The 18106-nt window shown below is 62.7% G+C and carries 18 protein-coding genes; 9 read left to right on the forward strand and 9 right to left on the reverse strand.

Annotated features, from left to right (window positions below; genetic code table 11):
- Positions 1-25: 25 nt before the first annotated feature.
- The 6 genes from nusB to nrdR all read right to left on the reverse strand — a co-directional run bounded on the left by nusB (position 26) and on the right by nrdR (position 4518).
- Positions 26-526, reverse strand: a complete 501-nt coding sequence (nusB, locus tag AC3ITY_RS29290; RefSeq protein ID WP_489306408.1) for a transcription antitermination factor NusB — start codon at positions 524-526, stop codon at positions 26-28.
- Positions 523-999, reverse strand: a complete 477-nt coding sequence (ribH, locus tag AC3ITY_RS29295; RefSeq protein WP_003228649.1) for a 6,7-dimethyl-8-ribityllumazine synthase — start codon at positions 997-999, stop codon at positions 523-525. Before ribH ends, nusB begins: the two co-directional genes overlap by 4 nt.
- A gap of 91 nt (positions 1000-1090) precedes the next feature.
- Positions 1091-2182: a bifunctional 3,4-dihydroxy-2-butanone-4-phosphate synthase/GTP cyclohydrolase II gene (gene ribBA / locus AC3ITY_RS29300; protein ID WP_090325554.1), complete on the reverse strand. Its 1092-nt coding sequence runs from the start codon at positions 2180-2182 to the stop codon at positions 1091-1093.
- A gap of 16 nt (positions 2183-2198) precedes the next feature.
- Positions 2199-2876 carry a riboflavin synthase gene (locus tag AC3ITY_RS29305; RefSeq protein ID WP_046041642.1) on the reverse strand — a complete coding sequence of 226 codons (678 nt, stop codon included), beginning with the start codon at positions 2874-2876 and terminating at the stop codon, positions 2199-2201.
- 47 nt (positions 2877-2923) lie between these two features.
- Positions 2924-4057, reverse strand: coding sequence for a bifunctional diaminohydroxyphosphoribosylaminopyrimidine deaminase/5-amino-6-(5-phosphoribosylamino)uracil reductase RibD (ribD, locus tag AC3ITY_RS29310; protein ID WP_489306409.1), 1134 nt, complete (start codon positions 4055-4057; stop codon positions 2924-2926).
- Entirely contained in the window at positions 4054-4518 is a 465-nt protein-coding gene (gene nrdR, locus AC3ITY_RS29315; protein WP_003228656.1) for a transcriptional regulator NrdR, read from the reverse strand. Before nrdR ends, ribD begins: the two co-directional genes overlap by 4 nt.
- 127 nt (positions 4519-4645) lie before the next feature.
- On the opposite strand from nrdR, the gene AC3ITY_RS29320 reads away from it, so the two are divergent.
- The 3 genes from AC3ITY_RS29320 to trxA all read left to right on the forward strand — a co-directional run bounded on the left by AC3ITY_RS29320 (position 4646) and on the right by trxA (position 6827).
- Complete coding sequence (locus AC3ITY_RS29320) at positions 4646-5110, forward strand: YbaY family lipoprotein (protein WP_223533898.1); 465 nt, start codon at positions 4646-4648, stop codon at positions 5108-5110.
- Positions 5107-5760: a class I SAM-dependent methyltransferase gene (locus tag AC3ITY_RS29325; RefSeq protein WP_489306411.1), complete on the forward strand. Its 654-nt coding sequence runs from the start codon at positions 5107-5109 to the stop codon at positions 5758-5760. Before AC3ITY_RS29320 ends, AC3ITY_RS29325 begins: the two co-directional genes overlap by 4 nt.
- 194 nt (positions 5761-5954) lie before the next feature.
- Positions 5955-6827 carry a thioredoxin gene (trxA, locus tag AC3ITY_RS29330; RefSeq protein WP_489306412.1) on the forward strand — a complete coding sequence of 291 codons (873 nt, stop codon included), beginning with the start codon at positions 5955-5957 and terminating at the stop codon, positions 6825-6827.
- Between the two features lie 104 nt (positions 6828-6931).
- Here the strand turns inward: trxA and AC3ITY_RS29335 are convergent, their stop codons facing one another.
- Positions 6932-7273 (reverse strand): hypothetical protein, encoded by a 342-nt coding sequence (locus AC3ITY_RS29335; RefSeq protein ID WP_489306413.1) that lies wholly within the window; start codon positions 7271-7273, stop codon positions 6932-6934.
- A 135-nt stretch (positions 7274-7408) separates the two neighbouring features.
- Between AC3ITY_RS29335 and AC3ITY_RS29340 the strand changes: the two genes are divergently transcribed.
- The 5 genes from AC3ITY_RS29340 to AC3ITY_RS29360 all read left to right on the forward strand — a co-directional run bounded on the left by AC3ITY_RS29340 (position 7409) and on the right by AC3ITY_RS29360 (position 11521).
- On the forward strand, positions 7409-7999 hold the full coding sequence (locus AC3ITY_RS29340) for a DUF2796 domain-containing protein (RefSeq protein WP_489306414.1): 591 nt from the start codon (positions 7409-7411) through the stop codon (positions 7997-7999).
- A 134-nt stretch (positions 8000-8133) separates the two neighbouring features.
- Entirely contained in the window at positions 8134-8844 is a 711-nt protein-coding gene (locus AC3ITY_RS29345) for an ABC transporter ATP-binding protein (protein ID WP_489306415.1), read from the forward strand.
- 1 nt (position 8845) lies between these two features.
- Positions 8846-10111 carry an ABC transporter permease gene (locus tag AC3ITY_RS29350; RefSeq protein ID WP_056728943.1) on the forward strand — a complete coding sequence of 422 codons (1266 nt, stop codon included), beginning with the start codon at positions 8846-8848 and terminating at the stop codon, positions 10109-10111.
- An 11-nt stretch (positions 10112-10122) separates the two neighbouring features.
- On the forward strand, positions 10123-10641 hold the full coding sequence (locus AC3ITY_RS29355; protein WP_090451674.1) for a DUF3299 domain-containing protein: 519 nt from the start codon (positions 10123-10125) through the stop codon (positions 10639-10641).
- A 181-nt stretch (positions 10642-10822) separates the two neighbouring features.
- Positions 10823-11521 (forward strand): OmpW/AlkL family protein, encoded by a 699-nt coding sequence (locus tag AC3ITY_RS29360; protein WP_489306416.1) that lies wholly within the window; start codon positions 10823-10825, stop codon positions 11519-11521.
- Between the two features lie 201 nt (positions 11522-11722).
- Here the strand turns inward: AC3ITY_RS29360 and AC3ITY_RS29365 are convergent, their stop codons facing one another.
- Both AC3ITY_RS29365 and AC3ITY_RS29370 read right to left on the reverse strand, forming a co-directional pair.
- Positions 11723-12652: an NAD-dependent epimerase/dehydratase family protein gene (locus AC3ITY_RS29365; RefSeq protein ID WP_223453657.1), complete on the reverse strand. Its 930-nt coding sequence runs from the start codon at positions 12650-12652 to the stop codon at positions 11723-11725.
- Positions 12645-13529, reverse strand: coding sequence for a sugar nucleotide-binding protein (locus AC3ITY_RS29370; protein WP_046041630.1), 885 nt, complete (start codon positions 13527-13529; stop codon positions 12645-12647). The genes AC3ITY_RS29365 and AC3ITY_RS29370 overlap by 8 nt, the downstream gene beginning before the upstream one ends.
- A gap of 216 nt (positions 13530-13745) precedes the next feature.
- Here AC3ITY_RS29370 and AC3ITY_RS29375 point away from each other — a divergent pair, with 216 nt between their 5' ends.
- Entirely contained in the window at positions 13746-18053 is a 4308-nt protein-coding gene (locus tag AC3ITY_RS29375; protein WP_489306418.1) for a DNA glycosylase AlkZ-like family protein, read from the forward strand.
- The last annotated feature ends 53 nt before the right edge of the window (positions 18054-18106 follow it).

Raw genomic sequence — 18106 nt, forward strand, 5'->3', positions numbered from 1 at the left:
TTCGTGTCGACATTCCAAGCGCCGATCAGCGCTTGAACGCCTTCACTTCAGCTTCACGCAGACGCGGGGCCAGCTTGTCGAGCACACCGTTGACGAACTTGTGGCCGTCGGTGGAACCGAAGACCTTGGCCAGTTCGATACCTTCGTTGATCACAACGCGGTACGGCACGTCGGCGCGCTTGAGCAGCTCCCAGGTTGACAGGCGCAGAACCGCCAGTTCAACCGGGTCCAGCTCTTCGATGGTCAAGTCCAGGCAAGGCTTGAGCGCTGTGTCGATTTCGGTCTTGAACTGCGGAACCCCGTGCAGGATCTCGCGGAAGTAGGCGCCGTCGACATCGGTGAAATCGTTATCGACCCGGAACTGCGCTTCGATCTCGTTCAGCGACTGCTTGGCCATATGCCATTGGTACAGCGCCTGGGTCGCGAGCTGACGGGCTTCGCGACGCTTGACGCTTTTCGATGGCTTGCCGGCATCCGCAGGCTTTGGATCGCGCGGGTTGAAACGATCGCTTTCGTCGCTAATCACTTGGCCTCCAACTGCGCCAGCAGGCTGACCATTTCCAGAGCGGACAGGGCAGCTTCAGCACCTTTGTTGCCGGCCTTGGTGCCGGAACGTTCGATGGCTTGCTCGATGGAGTCAACGGTCAGCACGCCGAATGCAACCGGCACGCCGAACTCCATGGACACCTGGGCCAGGCCCTTGGTGCACTCGCCAGCCACGTATTCGAAGTGCGGAGTGCCGCCACGAATGACCGCGCCCAGGGCGATGATTGCCGCGAATTCGCCTTTCTGGGCGACTTTCTGCGCAACCAGCGGGATTTCGAAGGCGCCAGGTGCGCGGATGATGGTGATGTCGCTTTCGCTCACGCCGTGGCGAACCAGGGCATCAACTGCACCGCTGACCAGGCTTTCAACGACGAAGCTGTTGAAACGGCCCACTACCAGAGCGTAGCGGCCTTTAGGGGCGATGAAGGTACCTTCGATGGTCTTCAGGGTCATTCGATAGATCTCTTAAAGAGCCGGGACGCGTCTCGTACGCGCCCCTCGGTGATATTTGAACCGCGAATTCAAGGCCGGAAACAACCGGTCATTATTCGGAGGGCACGTATTCTACAACTTCCAGATCGAAACCGGATATCGCATTAAATTTCATTGGTGCCGACATCAGGCGCATTTTGCGCACACCGAGGTCACGCAGGATCTGCGAACCGGCACCGACAATGCTGTAGGTGGTCGGTTTTTTCACGGCGGCGTGGTCGGCGGTTTCGCGGATGTGCGCCAGCAACACGTCGCCATCGAGCGGGTGACCCAGCAACAGCACCACACCACTGCCAGCCTCGGCAACCGCAGCCATGGCGGCGCGCAGGCTCCAGCGGCCCGGTTGCTTGACCATCAGCAGGTCACGCAGCGGGTCCATGTTGTGCACGCGAACCAGGGTCGGTTCTTCGGCACACACGTTGCCCAGGGTCAGCGCCATGTGCACGTCGCCTTCCACCGAATCACGATAGGTCACCAGGTTGAATTGGCCCAGTTCGCTGTCCAGTGGCTGCTCGGCAATCCGCTGAACGGTACGTTCGTGGATCATCCGGTAGTGAATCAGGTCGGCGATGGTGCCGATCTTGATGTCGTGTTCAGCGGCAAAAGCTTCCAGTTCGGCGCGACGGGACATGGTGCCGTCATCGTTCATCACTTCGCAGATCACGCCGCTCGGCTCGAAACCGGCCATGCGCGCCAGGTCGCACGCCGCTTCGGTGTGGCCGGCGCGGGCCAGGGTACCGCCGGCCTGGGCCATCAACGGGAAGATGTGGCCCGGGCTGACGATGTCTTCAGCCTTGGCATCACGGGCGGCGGCAGCCTGCACGGTGCGCGCACGGTCGGCGGCGGAAATGCCGGTGGTCACGCCGGTGGCCGCTTCGATCGATACGGTGAACTTGGTGCCGAAACCGGAACCATTGCGCGGTGCCATCAACGGCAGCTTGAGCAGTTCGCAGCGCTCGCGGCTCATCGGCATGCAGATCAAGCCACGGGCGTGCTTGGCCATGAAGTTGATGTGCTCGGGCTTGCAGCACTCGGCGGCCATGATCAGGTCGCCTTCGTTCTCGCGGTCTTCGTCATCCATGAGGATGACCATCTTGCCTTGGCGGATGTCTTCAACCAGTTCTTCGATGCTATTGAGCGCCACAAGGCACCCCCTTGAGTCAGGATTTGAGGTAGCCGTTTTGGGCCAGAAAGCTTTCGGTAATGGTGCTGCCGGGCTTTTGCGAAGAGCCTGGCTCTGCGGCCTTGTCGCCCAGCAGCAGACGCTCCAGGTAACGGGCCAGCAAGTCCACTTCCAGGTTCACCCGGCGGCCTGGCTGGTACGACGCCATGATGGTTTCGCTCAGGGTGTGGGGAATGATGGTCAGCAGGAACTCGGCGCCATCGACTGCGTTCACGGTCAGGCTGGTGCCGTCGACCGTGATCGAGCCTTTATGGGCGATGTACTTGGCCAGGTCCTTCGGCGCACGGATGCGGAATTCCACGGCGCGCGCGTTCTCGGTACGGGCAACCACTTCGCCCACACCGTCGACGTGACCGCTGACCAGATGCCCGCCGAGGCGAGTGGTTGGGGTCAGGGCTTTTTCCAGATTGACCGGGCTGCCGCTTTTCAGGTCGTTCATGGCGGTGCAGTCGAGGGTTTCGCGACTGACGTCCGCCGCAAAGCCGTTGCCCGGCAACTCAACGGCGGTCAGGCACACGCCGTTGACCGCGATGCTGTCGCCCAGTTTGACGTCGCTCAGGTCGAGCTTGCCGGTTTCGACGTGAACCCGCACATCACCGCCCTTTGGGGTCAATGCACGAATACTGCCGATGGATTCGATGATGCCGGTAAACATGAGGTTCTCCTCGAGAACTAAGCCAAAGCTTGCGCGATGGCCGGAAATTATACGCTTGCTGCTGGCAAAGGAATGGCGATGACTCGCCAGTCATCGCCGATCGCACGAATTTCGATGATTTTAAGCTCGGGCGCGTCTTTCATTTGCGCGAGCGGCCAGTCCAGCAGCGGTCGCGCCGAAGAGCCCATGAACTTGCCGGCGATGAAGATGTGGAACTCATCCACCAGACCGAGTTGGGCAAAGGCACCTGCCAGACGCGGGCCAGCCTCGACCAACACCTCGTTGACGCCACGGGCGGCAAGTTCAACCAGCAGTTGGCGCAGATCGACCTGGCCGTCGTAGCCCGGCACGATCAGGCATTCCGGACCGTTGGCATATTGCTCTTCCACCGCCACGCAGGTCGCGACCAGCGCCGGGCCGGCCTTGAAGAACGGTGCATCCAGCGGCACTCGCAAACGCCCATCGACCAACACGCGCAGCGGTGGTCGGCTCATGGCCAGTGCCGTTTGTTCGGCATCCAGACCGAGTTCATCGGCACGTACGGTCAAACGGGCGTTGTCCACCAGCACCGTGTCGGCACCGGTCAGCACAACGCTGGACTGGGCGCGCAGGCGCTGCACTGCCGAACGCGCTGCCGGGCCGGTGATCCATTGGCTTTCGCCGCTTTCCATCGCCGTGCGACCGTCGAGGCTCATGGCCAGCTTGACCCGCACGAACGGCAAGCCGTGTTCCATGCGTTTCAGAAAACCTTGATTAAGCTGGCGCGCCTCGCCTTCCAGCACGCCGCTATCAGTGGCGATGCCAGCCTGGGCCAGGCGTTGCAGACCGCGACCGGCGACTTCCGGGTTCGGGTCCTGCATCGCCGCGACCACGCGGGCCACACCGGCATTGACCAGTGCATCGGCGCAAGGCGGTGTGCGGCCGTGGTGGCTGCAAGGCTCAAGCGTCACGTAAGCGGTGGCGCCACGAGCCTGCTCACCGGCCGCGTGCAAGGCGTGGACTTCTGCGTGGGGCTCGCCGGCGCGCTCGTGCCAGCCTTCGCCGACAATCTGCCCGCCCTGCACGATCACGCAACCGACCCGCGGATTGGGGTGCGTCGTGTAATGTCCCTTGCGCGCCAGTTCCAGGGCACGGGCCATGAAATGAGCATCGAGGATGGCTTGTTCGGCGGTCGTGGTCATTCTTTCACCGGTTCACGGGCCAGGCGATCGATCTCTTCGCGGAACTCGTTGAGGTCCTGGAAGCGGCGATATACCGAAGCGAAGCGGATGTAGGCGACTTCGTCGAGCTTCTGCAGCTCGGCCATCACCAGTTCGCCGACCACGAGGGATTTGACCTCTCGTTCGCCGGTGGCGCGCAGTTTGTGTTTGATGTGCACCAGCGACGATTCGAGGCGCTCGACGCTCACCGGGCGCTTTTCCAGCGCGCGCTGCATGCCGGCGCGGAGTTTTTCTTCGTCGAACGGCTGGCGACTGCCGTCGGTTTTGATCAGGCGCGGCAACACCAGTTCAGCCGTCTCGAACGTCGTGAAGCGCTCGCCGCAGGCCAGGCATTCACGCCGGCGGCGCACCTGTTCGCCCTCGGCGACCAGACGCGAGTCGATGACCTTGGTGTCGTTGGCACCGCAGAAGGGACAGTGCATGGTGGCAGGCAACAAAAAAAGGGAGGGCCATGGTAGCGCATCCCGGTGGCAAGACAAGCCATAGGGTTTGCGGTATACAGACGGGATGATCACTTGATCCATGGAATTCAGCTTTATGGAGCCACCAATGTCGTTACGTCCGCTCATTTTGCTCAGTGTTTTCAGCCTGCTGGTGGCTTGCGGCAGCGATGCACCCAAGCCCCAGCCGCCAACGCCAGGCCCGGCGCCGCAGCAAGCGCAGAAGAAGGCCAGGGAGGCGGCTGACCTCGGCCCGCTGCCCGCCTATCAGCGTGAACTGAGCGGCACCTTGCAAGGCGTTCCAGCCGGCGCTGAAGTCGAACTGGCATTGCTGGTGATCGACGAAAAAGACCGCCCGCAACAATTGCTCGCCAGTTCCAGCCTGATCGGCAACAACCAGGTGCTGGCGTTTCACCTGCGCTTCAATCCGGAATCCTTCCCGGCCGGGGCCCGCGTTGAACTGCGTGGCCGCGCCAGTCAGTCCGGGCAGTTGATCCTGCACCTGCCGTCGCAACTGATTACCCAGCCGACCACCCAGGCCCTGGGCCAACTGCAATTCGTCAAAGCCCCATGAGTGCACCGCTCGACCTGCAAAAGGCGTTGGGTGAACTGCTCGGTGATGCGCAATTGGTCGCCTGTGAGTTACCAGGGACGGACCTGAAGTTGTGGCTGATCGACGGCGACAACATGGACCGCGCCTTCAGCCCGGAAGAAACCCGGCGCATCCTGCATGAGCCTCCGTACTGGAGTTTCTGCTGGGCCAGCGGCCTGGCCGTCGCCCGTTATCTAGCCGAAAACCCGCATTGGGTCGAAGGCAAGCGGGTGCTGGATTTCGGTGCCGGTTCCGGGGTGGCGGGGATTGCCGCTGCCAAGGCCGGCGCGCTCGAAGTGCTGGCCTGCGACCTCGACCCGCTGGCGATTGCCGCGTGTCGGGCCAATGCCGAGCTCAATGATGTGCAGCTCAATTACTCGAAAGACTTTTTCGCCGAGGCCGATCGCTTCGATCTGATCCTGGTGGCGGATGTGCTGTACGACCGGGCGAACCTGCCGCTGCTCGACCAATTCCTCAGTCGCGGCCGAGAGGCGCTGGTGGCGGATTCCCGTGTCAGGGACTTTCGCCATCCGTTGTACCGGCGCATCGAAATGCTTGAAGCCATGACCCTGCCGGATCTGGCCGAGCCCCACGAGTTTCGGCATGTGAGCCTGTATCACGCGCAGCGCTAGCTAAAAGCATCGTCGGATCGCCGCCCGGAGCAGGCGCGCTCCCACAATGGTTTTGCGTCGAACACAAATCCTGTGGGAGCGAGCCTGCTCGCGATGACGGTTTATCAGACAACAGAAGACTAGCTGCCAACCGCTTCCGGCCGCCCCCCACCAAGTCGTATAGTTGGCCCATTCACGCTTCCAAGAGATTACCCATGAGTCAGGAAACGCCGTACATCTTCGACGCCACGACTGCCGATTTCGACCAGTCGGTGATCGAGAACTCTTTCCACAAGCCGGTGCTGGTGGATTTCTGGGCCGAATGGTGCGCGCCCTGCAAAGTGCTGATGCCGATGTTGCAGAGCATTGCCGAGAGCTATCAGGGTGAGTTGCTGCTGGCCAAGGTCAACTGTGACATCGAGCAAGACATCGTCGCCCGCTTCGGCATCCGCAGCCTGCCGACCGTGGTGCTGTTCAAGGACGGCCAGCCTGTCGACGGCTTTGCCGGTGCCCAGCCCGAATCCGCCGTGCGCACCCTGCTCGAACCCCATGTACAGATGCCGCCACCGACCGCTGCCGATCCGTTCGAGCAGGCCCAGGCGCTGTTCGATGACAGCCGCTTTGCCGATGCCGAAGCCCTGCTCAAAGTGCTGCTGCGTGAAGATAACACCAACGCCAAGGCACTGATCCTGTACGCCCGCTGCCTGACCGAGCGCGGTGAACTGGGCGAAGCGCAAGCCGTGCTGGATGCGGTCAAGAGCGACGAGCACAAGGCCGCGCTGGCCGGCGCCAAGGCACAGATCAAGTTTCTCGGTTTGGCCAAGGACTTGCCGGATGCCGCCGACCTGAAGGCCCGGCTGGCGAAAGACCCGCTGGACGATGAAGCGGTCTATCAACTGGCGATCCAGCAACTGGCCCGTCAGCAGTACGACGCCGCGCTGGATGCTTTGCTGAAGTTGTTCATCCGCAACCGCAGCTACAGCGAAGGCTTGCCGCACAAGACCTTGCTGCAGGTGTTCGAGTTGCTGGGCAACGATCATCCGTTGGTGAGTACGTACCGCCGCAAGTTGTTTGCCGCTCTCTACTGATCACAAACCTGTAGGAGCGAGCTTGCTCGCGATGGTCGTCAACGATGACGAGGGCTGCCTGCATGGCCGAAGCGCCCTGACGCTTTTCGCGAGCAAGCTCGCTCCTACAACAACCAGCGATAGAGCGGCGTATCGGTACCGCTTTCCACCTTCACGTCCGGACTATGGCGCAATCGCACCAGCAGGCGCTTGCCCGCCGCCGCGCTGCCGGTCAGGCCTTCCAATTGATCGAGCAAATCCGGCCCGCTCAACTGCCCGGCCTTGCGCAGCAAATCCCTGGCGATCTGCCAAAGAGCATCATCCTGATTCAGCGGTTTCGCCGCTGGCGCGCAGACCTCAGACTTTTCCACCTGCAACTGTGCCCCTAGCCGCGCCCAGTCCGCGTCGTCCATCTCCAGGGTCAAATCCACCGGCCAGTCGCCGATGCTTCCGCGAATTCGCAACATAGGTCTGCTCCCACACATTTCTTCCCGGCATGCTCCCATGGGACTTGTGCAACGCCAAGCAGGCAGTCAAACTCTGCGCACTTACGTTATAAGATTACATAACAATTTCTTCATTTTACTTTCCGGAGACTCGCCATGCGTCGTCTGCTTCTCGCTCTGCCGTTTGCCATGTTGCCGCTGGCTGTCGCCCATGCCGCCGACGAACACGATCATGAGCATGGCAGCCTGGGTGCCCACGAACATGGCGTGGGTCGCCTGAATGCGGCGCTGGACGGGCAGACCCTGGAGCTGGAACTGGAAAGCCCGGCCATGAACCTGGTGGGTTTCGAGCACGTCGCCACCAGCGACGCAGACAAAGCCAAGGTCGCCGCCGCCCGCGCTCGGCTTGAGCAACCACTGGCCCTGTTCAACCTGCCAAAAGCCGCCGGTTGCGTGGTGGAAAACCAGGAACTGGAAAGCCCGTTGTTCGGCGACAAGCCCGATGCCGACGATGATCACGATGAAGACGCCAAGGACGAAGACGGCCACGAGCATCACCATGATCACAGCGAAATCCATGCTCGCTATCAGTTCACCTGCGCCACGCCGACGGCACTGAAGTCGCTGGACCTGGCGACTCTCTTCAATAGCTTCCCGGCGACCCAGAAAATTCAGGTACAACTGATCGGCCCGAGCGGGCAGCAAGGGGTTGAAGTGACGGCCAAGGCTGCGGCGCTGAAATTCTGATCCACCGCAAATCGAATGTGGGAGCGGGCTTGCTCGCGAAAGCGGCAGTCCATGCAACATCAATGTGACTGTAAAACCGCCTTCGCGAGCAAGCCCGCTCCCACAGGGTTCACCACCAACCAGACCGGTTTCACATGACCCAAGCACTCATCGAACTGTCCGACCTGGGCTTCAGTTGGCCCGGTCACCCGCCGCTGCTGGACATCCCGGCGTTTCGCCTGGAGCGCGGGGAAACCCTGTTTCTCAAAGGCCCCAGCGGCAGCGGCAAGACCACCCTGCTCGGCCTGCTCGGCGGCGTGCAAAAGCCTGATCGCGGCAGCATCCGCCTGCTCGGCCAGGAACTGACGCAACTTTCGGCCGGCGCTCGCGACCACTTTCGCGTCGACCACACCGGCTACATTTTCCAGCAGTTCAACCTGCTGCCGTTTCTGTCGGTGCGTGAAAACGTCGAACTGCCCTGCCACTTCTCGAAACTGCGCGCCGAACGGGCGAAACAACGTCACGGCAGCGTCGATAAAGCCGCCGCCACGCTGCTCGCCCACCTGGGTTTGAAGGATGAGAACATCCTCGGTCGCCGCGCCGACTCACTGTCCATCGGCCAGCAGCAACGGGTCGCCACCGCTCGCGCGCTGATCGGTCAACCGGAACTGGTGATCGCCGACGAGCCGACCTCGGCCCTCGATTACGACGCCCGCGAGAACTTCATTCGCCTTCTGTTCGCCGAGTGCCGCGACGCCGGGTCGAGCCTGTTGTTCGTCAGTCACGACCAGAGCCTGGCGCCGCTGTTCGACCACAACCTGTCGCTGGCCGAACTCAATCGCGCCGCCACCCCGTCCGAGGTCTGAGATGTATCTGTTTCGTCTAGCCATGGCCAGCCTGGCAAACCGCCGCTTCACCGCGATCCTCACCGCGTTCGCCATTGCCCTGTCGGTGTGCCTGTTGCTGGCGGTGGAGCGCGTGCGCACCGAAGCCAAGGCCAGTTTCGCCAGCACCATCAGCGGTACCGACCTGATCGTCGGCGCCCGCTCAGGCTCGGTGAACCTGTTGCTGTACTCGGTATTCCGCATCGGCAACGCCACCAACAACATCCGCTGGGACAGCTTCGAACACTTCGCCAGCAACCCGAAAGTGAAGTGGGCGATCCCGATGTCCCTCGGTGATTCCCATCGCGGCTACCGGGTGATGGGCACCACCGAAGCCTACTTCGAGCATTATCAGTACGGCCGCCAGCAACACCTGCAACTGGCCGATGGCCGGGCGTTTGCCACTGACCCGTTCGAAGTGGTGCTCGGTGCCGAAGTGGCCGATGCATTGCACTACAAACTCGGTGACAAACTGGTGCTGGCCCACGGCGTGGCGGCGATCAGCCTGGTCAAGCACGACGACAAACCGTTCACCGTGGTCGGCATTCTCAAGCGCACCGGCACGCCGGTGGACCGCACGCTGCACATCAGCCTCGGTGGCATGGAAGCGATTCACATCGACTGGCATAACGGCGTACCGGCTCGGGGCGAGGGTCGCATCACCGCCGACCAGGCGCGCAACATGGACCTCACGCCGCAAGCGATCACCGCGTTCATGCTCGGCCTCAACAACAAGATTTCGACCTTTGCCCTGCAACGGGAAATCAACGAATTCCGCGGTGAGCCGATGCTGGCGATCCTGCCGGGCGTGGCGTTGCAAGAGCTGTGGAGTCTGATGGGCACTGCGGAAAAAGCGCTGTTCGTGGTCTCGCTGTTTGTGGTGTTGACCGGGTTGATCGGCATGCTCACAGCCATTCTCACCAGCCTCAACGAGCGCCGCCGGGAAATGGCGATTCTGCGCTCGGTGGGCGCACGCCCCTGGCACATCGCAACACTGTTGGTGCTCGAAGCCTTTGCCCTGGCGCTGTCGGGCGTGATCGCCGGTGTGGCGCTGCTGTATGTGTGCATCGCGGCGGCCCAGGGTTATGTGCAAGCCAACTACGGTCTGTTCCTGCCGCTGTCCTGGCCGAGCGAGTATGAATGGACGCTGCTCGGTGGCATCCTGATCGCCGCGCTGCTGATGGGCAGCGTGCCGGCCTGGCGCGCCTATCGCCAATCCCTGGCCGATGGCCTGTCGATCCGTTTATGAGGACGTTGAAAATGCCCCGCGCTGTACTTGCGCTGTTGATGCTGGTCGCCCTACCCCTGTGGGCAGCCCAGCCAAAAGACCTGACCTGGTCGGAGATGATCCCGCCCGACGCGCCGAAAGAAGTGCCGAACATGACGCCGCTGCACGATCTGTCGCAGATGAGCAGCACGCTCTCGGCAGAGTCAGCGCCAGCAGCCAAACAGGACATGCCCAACGCACCGGTGGTCAAGACCCTCGACGGCCAGAACATTCGCCTGCCGGGCTACATCGTGCCGCTGGAAGTGAGCGAGGAAGGACGCACCACGGAGTTTCTGCTGGTGCCGTATTTCGGCGCCTGCATCCATGTGCCGCCACCGCCGTCGAACCAGATCGTGCACGTCAAAAGCGAAGTCGGCGTGAAGCTCGACGAGTTGTATCAGCCTTACTGGATCGAAGGCGCGTTGCAGGTCAAGGCGTCCACCAGCGAGTTGGCGGATGCCGGGTATCAGATGGAGGCGGACAAGATTTACCTGTATGAATTGCCGGAGTGAGTCCGGTAGTCATGTGTTGCTTGATAGTCAGTCATCGCGATCCGACCTGCTCGCGATGAATCCATCAAAAACACCACAAAATACAACCCCTTCCCACTTTCATTGAGCTGCATCAAAAGACCGAATAGTTAGCCGGCTTACCATTGGACATCGAACATTTTTAACGTCCTTTGGAGCCCCCATGAACAAGTCCATGCTCAGCGCTTCGCTGGTTGCCCTCGCGCTCGCAGCCCCGCTCGCCCACGCCTTTGAGGCCGGTGACATCATCCTTCGTGCGGGCGCCATCACCGTTAACCCGAAAGCCGACAGCTCCAGCGTGAAGGTCGATCAGGGTCCGTTGGCCGGTACCAACCTGGGCGGCAAGGCGACCATGGACAGCGACACGCAACTGGGCCTGAACTTCGCCTACATGCTCACCAACAATTGGGGGATCGAACTGCTTGCCGCCACTCCGTTCGAGCATGACGTGAAACTCAAAGGTACCGCCCTGCCTGCCGCCAACGGCAAACTCGGCTCCCTGAAACACCTGCCGCCGACCCTGAGCGTGGTCTACTACCCGCTGGATTCGAAGTCGGCCTTCCAGCCGTACGTCGGCGGTGGCATCAACTACACCTGGATCTACGACGAAAGCCTCAGCAGCGAAGCCAAGTCCGCCGGCTTCAGCAACTTCAACGCGAAGAACTCCTGGGGTCTGGCCTGGCAGGTCGGTGCCGACTACATGCTGACCGAACATGTCATGCTCAACGCCCAGGTGCGCTACATCGACATCGATACCCGCGCCACCGTCGAAAACAACTCGATTGCACCGGGCACCCGCGCCAAGGTCAACATCGACGTCGATCCGTTTGTGTACATGGTGGGTCTTGGCTACAAGTTCTAAAGAACGTTCACGTGGTGGTGAATGAGGCTTGGTGGTGATTAGACTTAAAAAATGACGACGACTGCTGCGCAGTCGAACGGGGCGATGCGGCGATCCGACAAGCCCCCTCGCCACAGGGATTGCGTCCGCTTTAACGCAAATTCCGGCCGTGAAAAAGGCGCCTGTAAAAAGGCGCCTTTTTCATGTCCGCAGGGCAGCGATCTATCGCCCCAGCAACCGCGCCAGCCCCACGCTCAACGGTGTTTGCGAAGAAGTGCGAAAGCGCTCCAGCAAACGCCGGTTGTTCGCCCGGGAATGACGAATGTCACCGGAGCGCGCCGGGCCGTAGCTCACCGGTGGCAACTTGCCGACCACGGCTTCGAGCGCTTCGAGCATTTGCTTGAGGGTCGTCGCCTGGTTCCAGCCGACGTTGACCGCACCGTCTTCGACCCGGGGCTTCTCGATGGCCTGCACCAGCAAGTCGACCAGGTCTTCGACGTAGACAAAATCCCGGGTCTGCTCGCCATCGCCGAACACGGTGATCGGCAAGCCTTTTAGTGCGCGCTCACTGAATATGCTGATCACCCCGGAGTACGGCGAGGACGGATCCTGGCGCGGGCCGAAGATGTTGAAGAAGCGGAAAATCACCGGCTCCAGCGCATGCTGGCGGCGGTAGAAGTCCAAGTAATGCTCGCTGGCCAGTTTGTCCACCGCGTAAGGCGTCAACGGCGCCTTGGGCGTGTCTTCGTCGATCGACTCACCTTCGCCATTGTTGCCATACACCGCCGCGCTGGAGGCAAACAGCACACGTTTGACCCCGGTCTGGCGCATGGCTTCGCAGACGTTCAGCGTGCCGATGAAGTTGCTCTGGTGCGTACGCACCGGATCGTCCACCGAAGCCTGCACCGAAGCCACGGCGGCCAGGTGCGCCACAGCACTGCATCCGGCCATCGCCTGGGCAACCAAAGCCGCATCGGCCACGTCGCCGACGATCAATTCGACCCTGGGATTGTCCAGCGGCAGATTGCTGCGCTTGCCGGTGGACAGGTCATCGAGAATCCGCACCGCATGCCCCTTGGCAAGCAGGGCGTCAGTCAGGTGTGAACCAATGAAACCGGCACCACCGGTGATCAAAACGGGACCGTCAGCCATGGCGATAGAACCTGTCCAGTAGACCGGGAAGCGCCGCACGCCAGGCGCGCGGCTTGATCCCGAAAGTGTGCAGAATTTTCTTGCAGGCCAATACCGCGTGTTGCGGTTCTTCGGCAGCATCCGGACGCGCGGCGTGGGCCTGGGCGGTTGGGGCTTCGATGGCCAGCGGATGCAGGCTGCGGGCTTCGGTCAGAATCGCCTGTCCCAGCGCCAGCGGCGTGGTCGCCTCATGCCCGGCGTAATGGTAGGTGCCCCACAGCGGCGCGGCGCAATCGAGTTGTTTGAGCACAGAAATGATCACCCGGGCGGCATCGTCGACCGGCGTCGGATTGCCGCGCCTGTCGTCGGCCATCAGCAGTTCTTCGGGTTGTTCGGCACGGGCCAGGAAGCGGCCAAGGGCGCCATCCGGGCTGTCATCCAGCAGCCAGCCGAAACGCAGCAGCACGTGTTGCGGGCAGGTGGCGCGCACGCTTTGCTCGATCCGCCACAAGGCCTGACCCCGCAAACCCAATGGAACGGGTTCGTCTTTTTCACTGTAGGCCGTGGCCCGGGAGCCGTCGAACACGCGATAGCTGGAAGGTTGCAGCAGGACGATGTTGTGGTGCTGGCACAGTTCCGCCAGACGCTCGATCGCGCGCTCCTGGCCGGCCAGGCGCGATTCGCTCACTGCTTCTGCCTGAAACCAGTCGAAGTAGTAGGCAAGGTTGATCAATGCATCGGGACGGGTGTCGTCGAGCAGTTGTGTCAGGCTCGCGGCATCCCAGCCGTCTTGCGGCGGGCGGGGGGCGAGGAAACCGATGTCTTCCTCCGCACCGAGGCGAATCAGCGCCTGCCCAAGGGCATTTCCGCCGCCCAGTAACATAAGGCGCATTCGCATAGAGTCAGCAGGCCCAGTCTGATTGAAACGATGGCTTTATCGACACCGCGCCCAGGCGATGTCGTTGATAATTGCCGGAATCGTTGCATTTTGCGGGTTTAGTGCGCAACCGTCACCCGTAAAGTGTAGATGTCCTGGATTTGTGGTGCTGCCACAGGTTTACCGACCAGCCAGTGGTACTTGCATCTTCGGCCCCCCACCCGCATAAATTGCTGCATGAACCTGCCCATTCCCGCAGACAGTGCCCTGAGCGGCTTCCACCCTGCCGTCAGCGCCTGGTTCAGCCACACGTTCCCGGCGGTCTCCGCCGCCCAGGCCCGGGCGTGGCCGTTGATCCGCCAGCGCCGCTCGACTTTGGTCGCCGCGCCCACCGGTTCCGGCAAGACCCTCACCGCCTTTCTCGCCGTCATCGACGACTTGGTACACCGCGGCCTGGAAAGCCCCGAAGGCTTGCCCGACGCCACCCTGGTGGTCTACGTCTCGCCCCTCAAGGCACTGTCCAACGACATCCAGATCAACCTGCAAAACCCGCTGGCCGGGATTACCGAGCAATTGCGCGTGATGGGCCTGCCGCAATTGCAGATCAGCACCGCCGTGCGCACCGGCGATACACCGCAAAAAGACCGTTCGGCGATGCGCAAGACGGCGCCGCACATTCTGGTGACCACGCCGGAATCCCTTTATGTGCTGCTCGGCTCCGACTCCGGCCGGCAGATGCTGGGCACTGCACAAACGGTGATCGTCGACGAAATCCATGCCATGGCCGCCAGCAAACGCGGCAGCCATCTGGCACTGAGCCTTGAACGCCTGCAAGCACTCTGCCCGGAGCCGCTGCTGCGCATCGGTCTGTCTGCCACGCAAAAACCCATCGAAGCAGTCTCGCGCTTCCTGGTCGGTCACAACCGTCCGTGCGAGATCGTCGACATCGGCCACGCCCGCCCCCGCGACCTGGACATCGAAGTGCCGCCCGTGCCGCTATCGGCCGTGATGGCCAACGATGTCTGGGAACTGGTCTACGACCGCCTCGCCGCCCTCGCCCGCGAGCACCGGACCACGCTGATTTTCGTCAACACCCGGCGCTTGGCCGAACGCCTGAGCCGGCACCTGAGCGAGCGCCTGGGCAAGGATGCCGTGGCGGCCCACCACGGCAGCCTGGCCAAGGAGTTTCGCCTCGATGCCGAACAGCGACTCAAGCGCGGCGACCTGCAAGTGCTGATCGCCACGGCGTCGCTGGAACTGGGGATCGACATCGGCGACGTCGACCTTGTGTGCCAGATCGCCTCGCCGCGTTCGATTGCCGGGTTTCTGCAACGGGTCGGCCGTTCCGGGCACCAGGTCGGCGGTACGCCCAAGGGCCGTTTGTTCGCCACCACCCGCGACGACCTGATCGAATGCGCCGCGCTGCTCGACTGCGTGCGCCGGGGCGAACTCGATACCTTGTTGATCCCGCAAGCGCCGCTGGACGTGCTGGCGCAGCAGATCATCGCCGAGGTCAGTTGCCAGGAGTGGCCGGAGCAAGCGCTACTGCACATGCTGCGCCGCGCCTCGCCCTACGCCGGACTCGACGACAAACACTATCAGGCGCTGCTGCACATGCTCGCCGAGGGTTACAACGGGCGTCAGGGCATCCGTAGCGCCTATCTGCACCGCGACGCCGTGAACCGCACCCTGCGCGGCCGCCGGGGCGCGAAACTGACGGCGGTGACCAGTGGCGGGACCATTCCGGACAACGCCGACTACAGCGTGCTGCTGGAGCCTCAAGGGCTGAACATCGGCACCATCAACGAAGACTTCGCGGTGGAAAGCATTGCCGGGGATGTCTTCCAGTTGGGCAACACGTCCTATCGGATCTTGCGGGTGGAAACCGGCAAAGTCCGGGTCGAGGACGCCCAGGGCCAGCCACCGACCATTCCGTTCTGGCTCGGTGAAGCACCGGGGCGCAGCGCCGAATTGTCCTCGGCGGTGGCGCGCTTGCAGGCACAACTCGACGACCTGCTGGGGGCTGCGCCAGGCAATGTGCAGCCAGCGCTCGACTGGCTGACCGGCACCCTGGGTTTGAATGTTGCCAGCGCCGAACAACTGGTGGATTACCTGGCCCGCGCGCGGCAAGCGCTGGGGGCCCTGCCATCGCAAGACACACTGCTGATGGAGCGCTTTTTCGACGAGTCCGGCGGCACACAACTGGTCATTCACGCGCCGTTCGGCAGCCGCATCAACCGCGCTTGGGGCCTGGCCCTGCGCAAGCGTTTCTGCCGCACCTTCAACTTCGAATTGCAGGCCGCTGCCAGCGAAGACGCCATCGTGCTGTCGCTGTCCACCAGCCACAGTTTTGAACTGGACGACGTCTGGCGCTACCTGCACAGCAACAGTGCCGAACACATCCTGATTCAAGCCGTGCTCGACGCGCCGCTGTTCGGCGTGCGCTGGCGCTGGAATGCCGGCGTGGCCCTGGCCCTGCCGCGCTACAGCGGCGGGCGCAAAGTCCCGCCGCAGATCCAGCGGATGAAAAGTGAAGACCTGATCGCCAGCGTGTTTCCCGATCAGATCGCCTGCGTGGAAAACCTCGCCGGCGAACGGGAGATTCCGGACCATCCGCTGGTGGAACAGACCCTCGACGATTGCCTGCACGAAGCCATGGACAGCAAAGGCTGGTTGGCCTTGCTGCGGCGCATGGAGCGCGGCGACATTCGCCTGATCAGCCGCGACTTGCCAGCGCCTTCGCCACTGGCGGCGGAGATTCTCAGCGCCCGGCCCTATACCTTTCTCGACGATGCACCGCTGGAGGAGCGTAGAACCCAGGCAGTACTCAACCGCCGCTGGAGCGACCCGCAATCCACCGATGATCTTGGTGCGCTGGACGCCGAGGCAATTGCCGCCGTGCGCGACGAAGCCTGGCCGGCGCCCTCCGGTGTCGATGAAATGCACGAGGCCTTAATGAGCCTGGCGTGCATCACCGATGCCGAGGCTGGCGCCAATCCGCAATGGCTCGACTGGCTCACGACCCTGGCCGACAGCGGACGCGCAAGCCGGTTGCAGATCAACGCCAGGCAATCGCTGTGGCTGGCACTGGAGCGCCTGACCTGCCTGCGGGCGATTTACCCACAGGCTGAATTGACGCCATCGCTGCAAGCGCTGCCGGACTTCGACGAGGTCTGGGAACCCGACGACGCGGTCCTCGAACTGATCCGCGCGCGGCTCAGCGCCTTCGGGCCGCTGGCGCTCGATCGCATTGCCGAACCACTCGGGTTGCCCGCTGCGCAGGTCAACCAGGCCCTGGCGCAACTTGAACGCGAAGGCTACGTGCTGCGCGGTCGCTTCACCCCGGGCACCCCCCAGGAAGAATGGTGCGAACGGCATTTGCTGGCGCGGATTCACCGCTATACGGTCAAGCGTCTGCGTCGGGAAATCGAACCGGTGGCGTTGCAGGATTTCATGCGATTTCTGTTCGACTGGCAGCATGTGTCGAGCGCAAGCCAGGGCCAGGGTGCGGCTGTATTGCCAGCCGTCGTCGCGCAATTCGAAGGCTACCCCGCCGCCGCTTCAGCCTGGGACAGCGACATCCTGCCGGCACGGATCAAGGACTACTCGGCGACCTGGCTCGATGAGTTGTGCCGCAGCGGCAGACTGGTGTGGACGCGCCTGACCGCGCACAACAAAAGCGCCAGCACCGCGCTGCGCAGCACGCCGATTGTGTTGCTGCCGCGCAACCGGGTCGGCCTCTGGAGCGGCTTGACCGAACAGACACCGGTCAGCGAACTGTCGCCGAAAACGCAAAAGGTCCACGCCGCCCTCAGTCAGCATGGCGCGCTGTTTTTCGATGAGCTGATCCATGAGGCCCACCTGCTGCGTTCGGAGTTGGAAATCGCCCTGCAGGAATTGGTGGGCGCCGGGCTGGTGAATGCCGACAGCTTCGCCGGATTGCGCGCACTGATCACCCCGGCCAGCAAGCGCCAGCCTCGCAACAGTCGGCGTGGACGCGGAGCATTCATCGGTGGCATGGACGACGCCGGACGCTGGGCCCTGTTGCGACGCGCGCCTGCCGCGCCGGTGGTGCAAAACCAGCGGATGCCTGCCGAAACCCTTGAGCACATCGCCATGACCTTGCTGCGCCGCTACGGCGTGGTGTTCTGGCGTTTGCTGGAACGTGAGGCGGACTGGTTGCCGAGCTGGCGCGAACTGCTGCGTACTTTCCATCGCCTGGAGGCACGCGGCGAGATTCGCGGCGGGCGGTTTGTCAGCGGCCTGGCGGGCGAGCAATTCGCACTGCCCGAGGCGATTCCATTGTTGCGGGAGGTGCGGCGTCGGCCCCATGACGGCAGTCTGGTCGCAGTGTGCGGGGTCGATCCGCTGAACCTCGCCGGCACGCTATTGCCCGGCGCGAAAGTCCCGGCACTGGCGAGCAATCGGCTGGTGTATCGCGACGGGTTGCCGGTTGCTGCCGAGATTGCTGGCAAACAGCAGTTCTGGGGGGAGCTGGATCAGCAACTCAGTGCCGAGGTGCGCAATAAACTGATCCGGCATTGAGGTTGTCTGGTCTGGCGCCTTCGCGAGCAGGCTCGCTCCTACAGTTGATCTGT

Source organism: Pseudomonas sp. GL_091 (assembly GCF_057837725.1).

What these genes read in the sequence shown, in the direction of transcription:
- ribH (WP_003228649.1), bottom strand. Translation starts at nt 999, where the DNA reads ATGACCCTGAAGACCATCGAAGGTACCTTCATCGCCCCTAAAGGCCGC.
- AC3ITY_RS29305 (WP_046041642.1), bottom strand. Translation starts at nt 2,876, where the DNA reads ATGTTTACCGGCATCATCGAATCCATCGGCAGTATTCGTGCATTGACC.
- ribD (WP_489306409.1), bottom strand. Translation starts at nt 4,057, where the DNA reads ATGACCACGACCGCCGAACAAGCCATCCTCGATGCTCATTTCATGGCC.
- nrdR (WP_003228656.1), bottom strand. Translation starts at nt 4,518, where the DNA reads ATGCACTGTCCCTTCTGCGGTGCCAACGACACCAAGGTCATCGACTCG.
- AC3ITY_RS29320 (WP_223533898.1), top strand. Translation starts at nt 4,646, where the DNA reads ATGTCGTTACGTCCGCTCATTTTGCTCAGTGTTTTCAGCCTGCTGGTG.
- AC3ITY_RS29325 (WP_489306411.1), top strand. Translation starts at nt 5,107, where the DNA reads ATGAGTGCACCGCTCGACCTGCAAAAGGCGTTGGGTGAACTGCTCGGT.
- trxA (WP_489306412.1), top strand. Translation starts at nt 5,955, where the DNA reads ATGAGTCAGGAAACGCCGTACATCTTCGACGCCACGACTGCCGATTTC.
- AC3ITY_RS29335 (WP_489306413.1), bottom strand. Translation starts at nt 7,273, where the DNA reads ATGTTGCGAATTCGCGGAAGCATCGGCGACTGGCCGGTGGATTTGACC.
- AC3ITY_RS29340 (WP_489306414.1), top strand. Translation starts at nt 7,409, where the DNA reads ATGCGTCGTCTGCTTCTCGCTCTGCCGTTTGCCATGTTGCCGCTGGCT.
- AC3ITY_RS29345 (WP_489306415.1), top strand. Translation starts at nt 8,134, where the DNA reads ATGACCCAAGCACTCATCGAACTGTCCGACCTGGGCTTCAGTTGGCCC.
- AC3ITY_RS29350 (WP_056728943.1), top strand. Translation starts at nt 8,846, where the DNA reads ATGTATCTGTTTCGTCTAGCCATGGCCAGCCTGGCAAACCGCCGCTTC.
- AC3ITY_RS29355 (WP_090451674.1), top strand. Translation starts at nt 10,123, where the DNA reads ATGCCCCGCGCTGTACTTGCGCTGTTGATGCTGGTCGCCCTACCCCTG.
- AC3ITY_RS29360 (WP_489306416.1), top strand. Translation starts at nt 10,823, where the DNA reads ATGAACAAGTCCATGCTCAGCGCTTCGCTGGTTGCCCTCGCGCTCGCA.
- AC3ITY_RS29365 (WP_223453657.1), bottom strand. Translation starts at nt 12,652, where the DNA reads ATGGCTGACGGTCCCGTTTTGATCACCGGTGGTGCCGGTTTCATTGGT.
- AC3ITY_RS29370 (WP_046041630.1), bottom strand. Translation starts at nt 13,529, where the DNA reads ATGCGAATGCGCCTTATGTTACTGGGCGGCGGAAATGCCCTTGGGCAG.
- AC3ITY_RS29375 (WP_489306418.1), top strand. Translation starts at nt 13,746, where the DNA reads ATGAACCTGCCCATTCCCGCAGACAGTGCCCTGAGCGGCTTCCACCCT.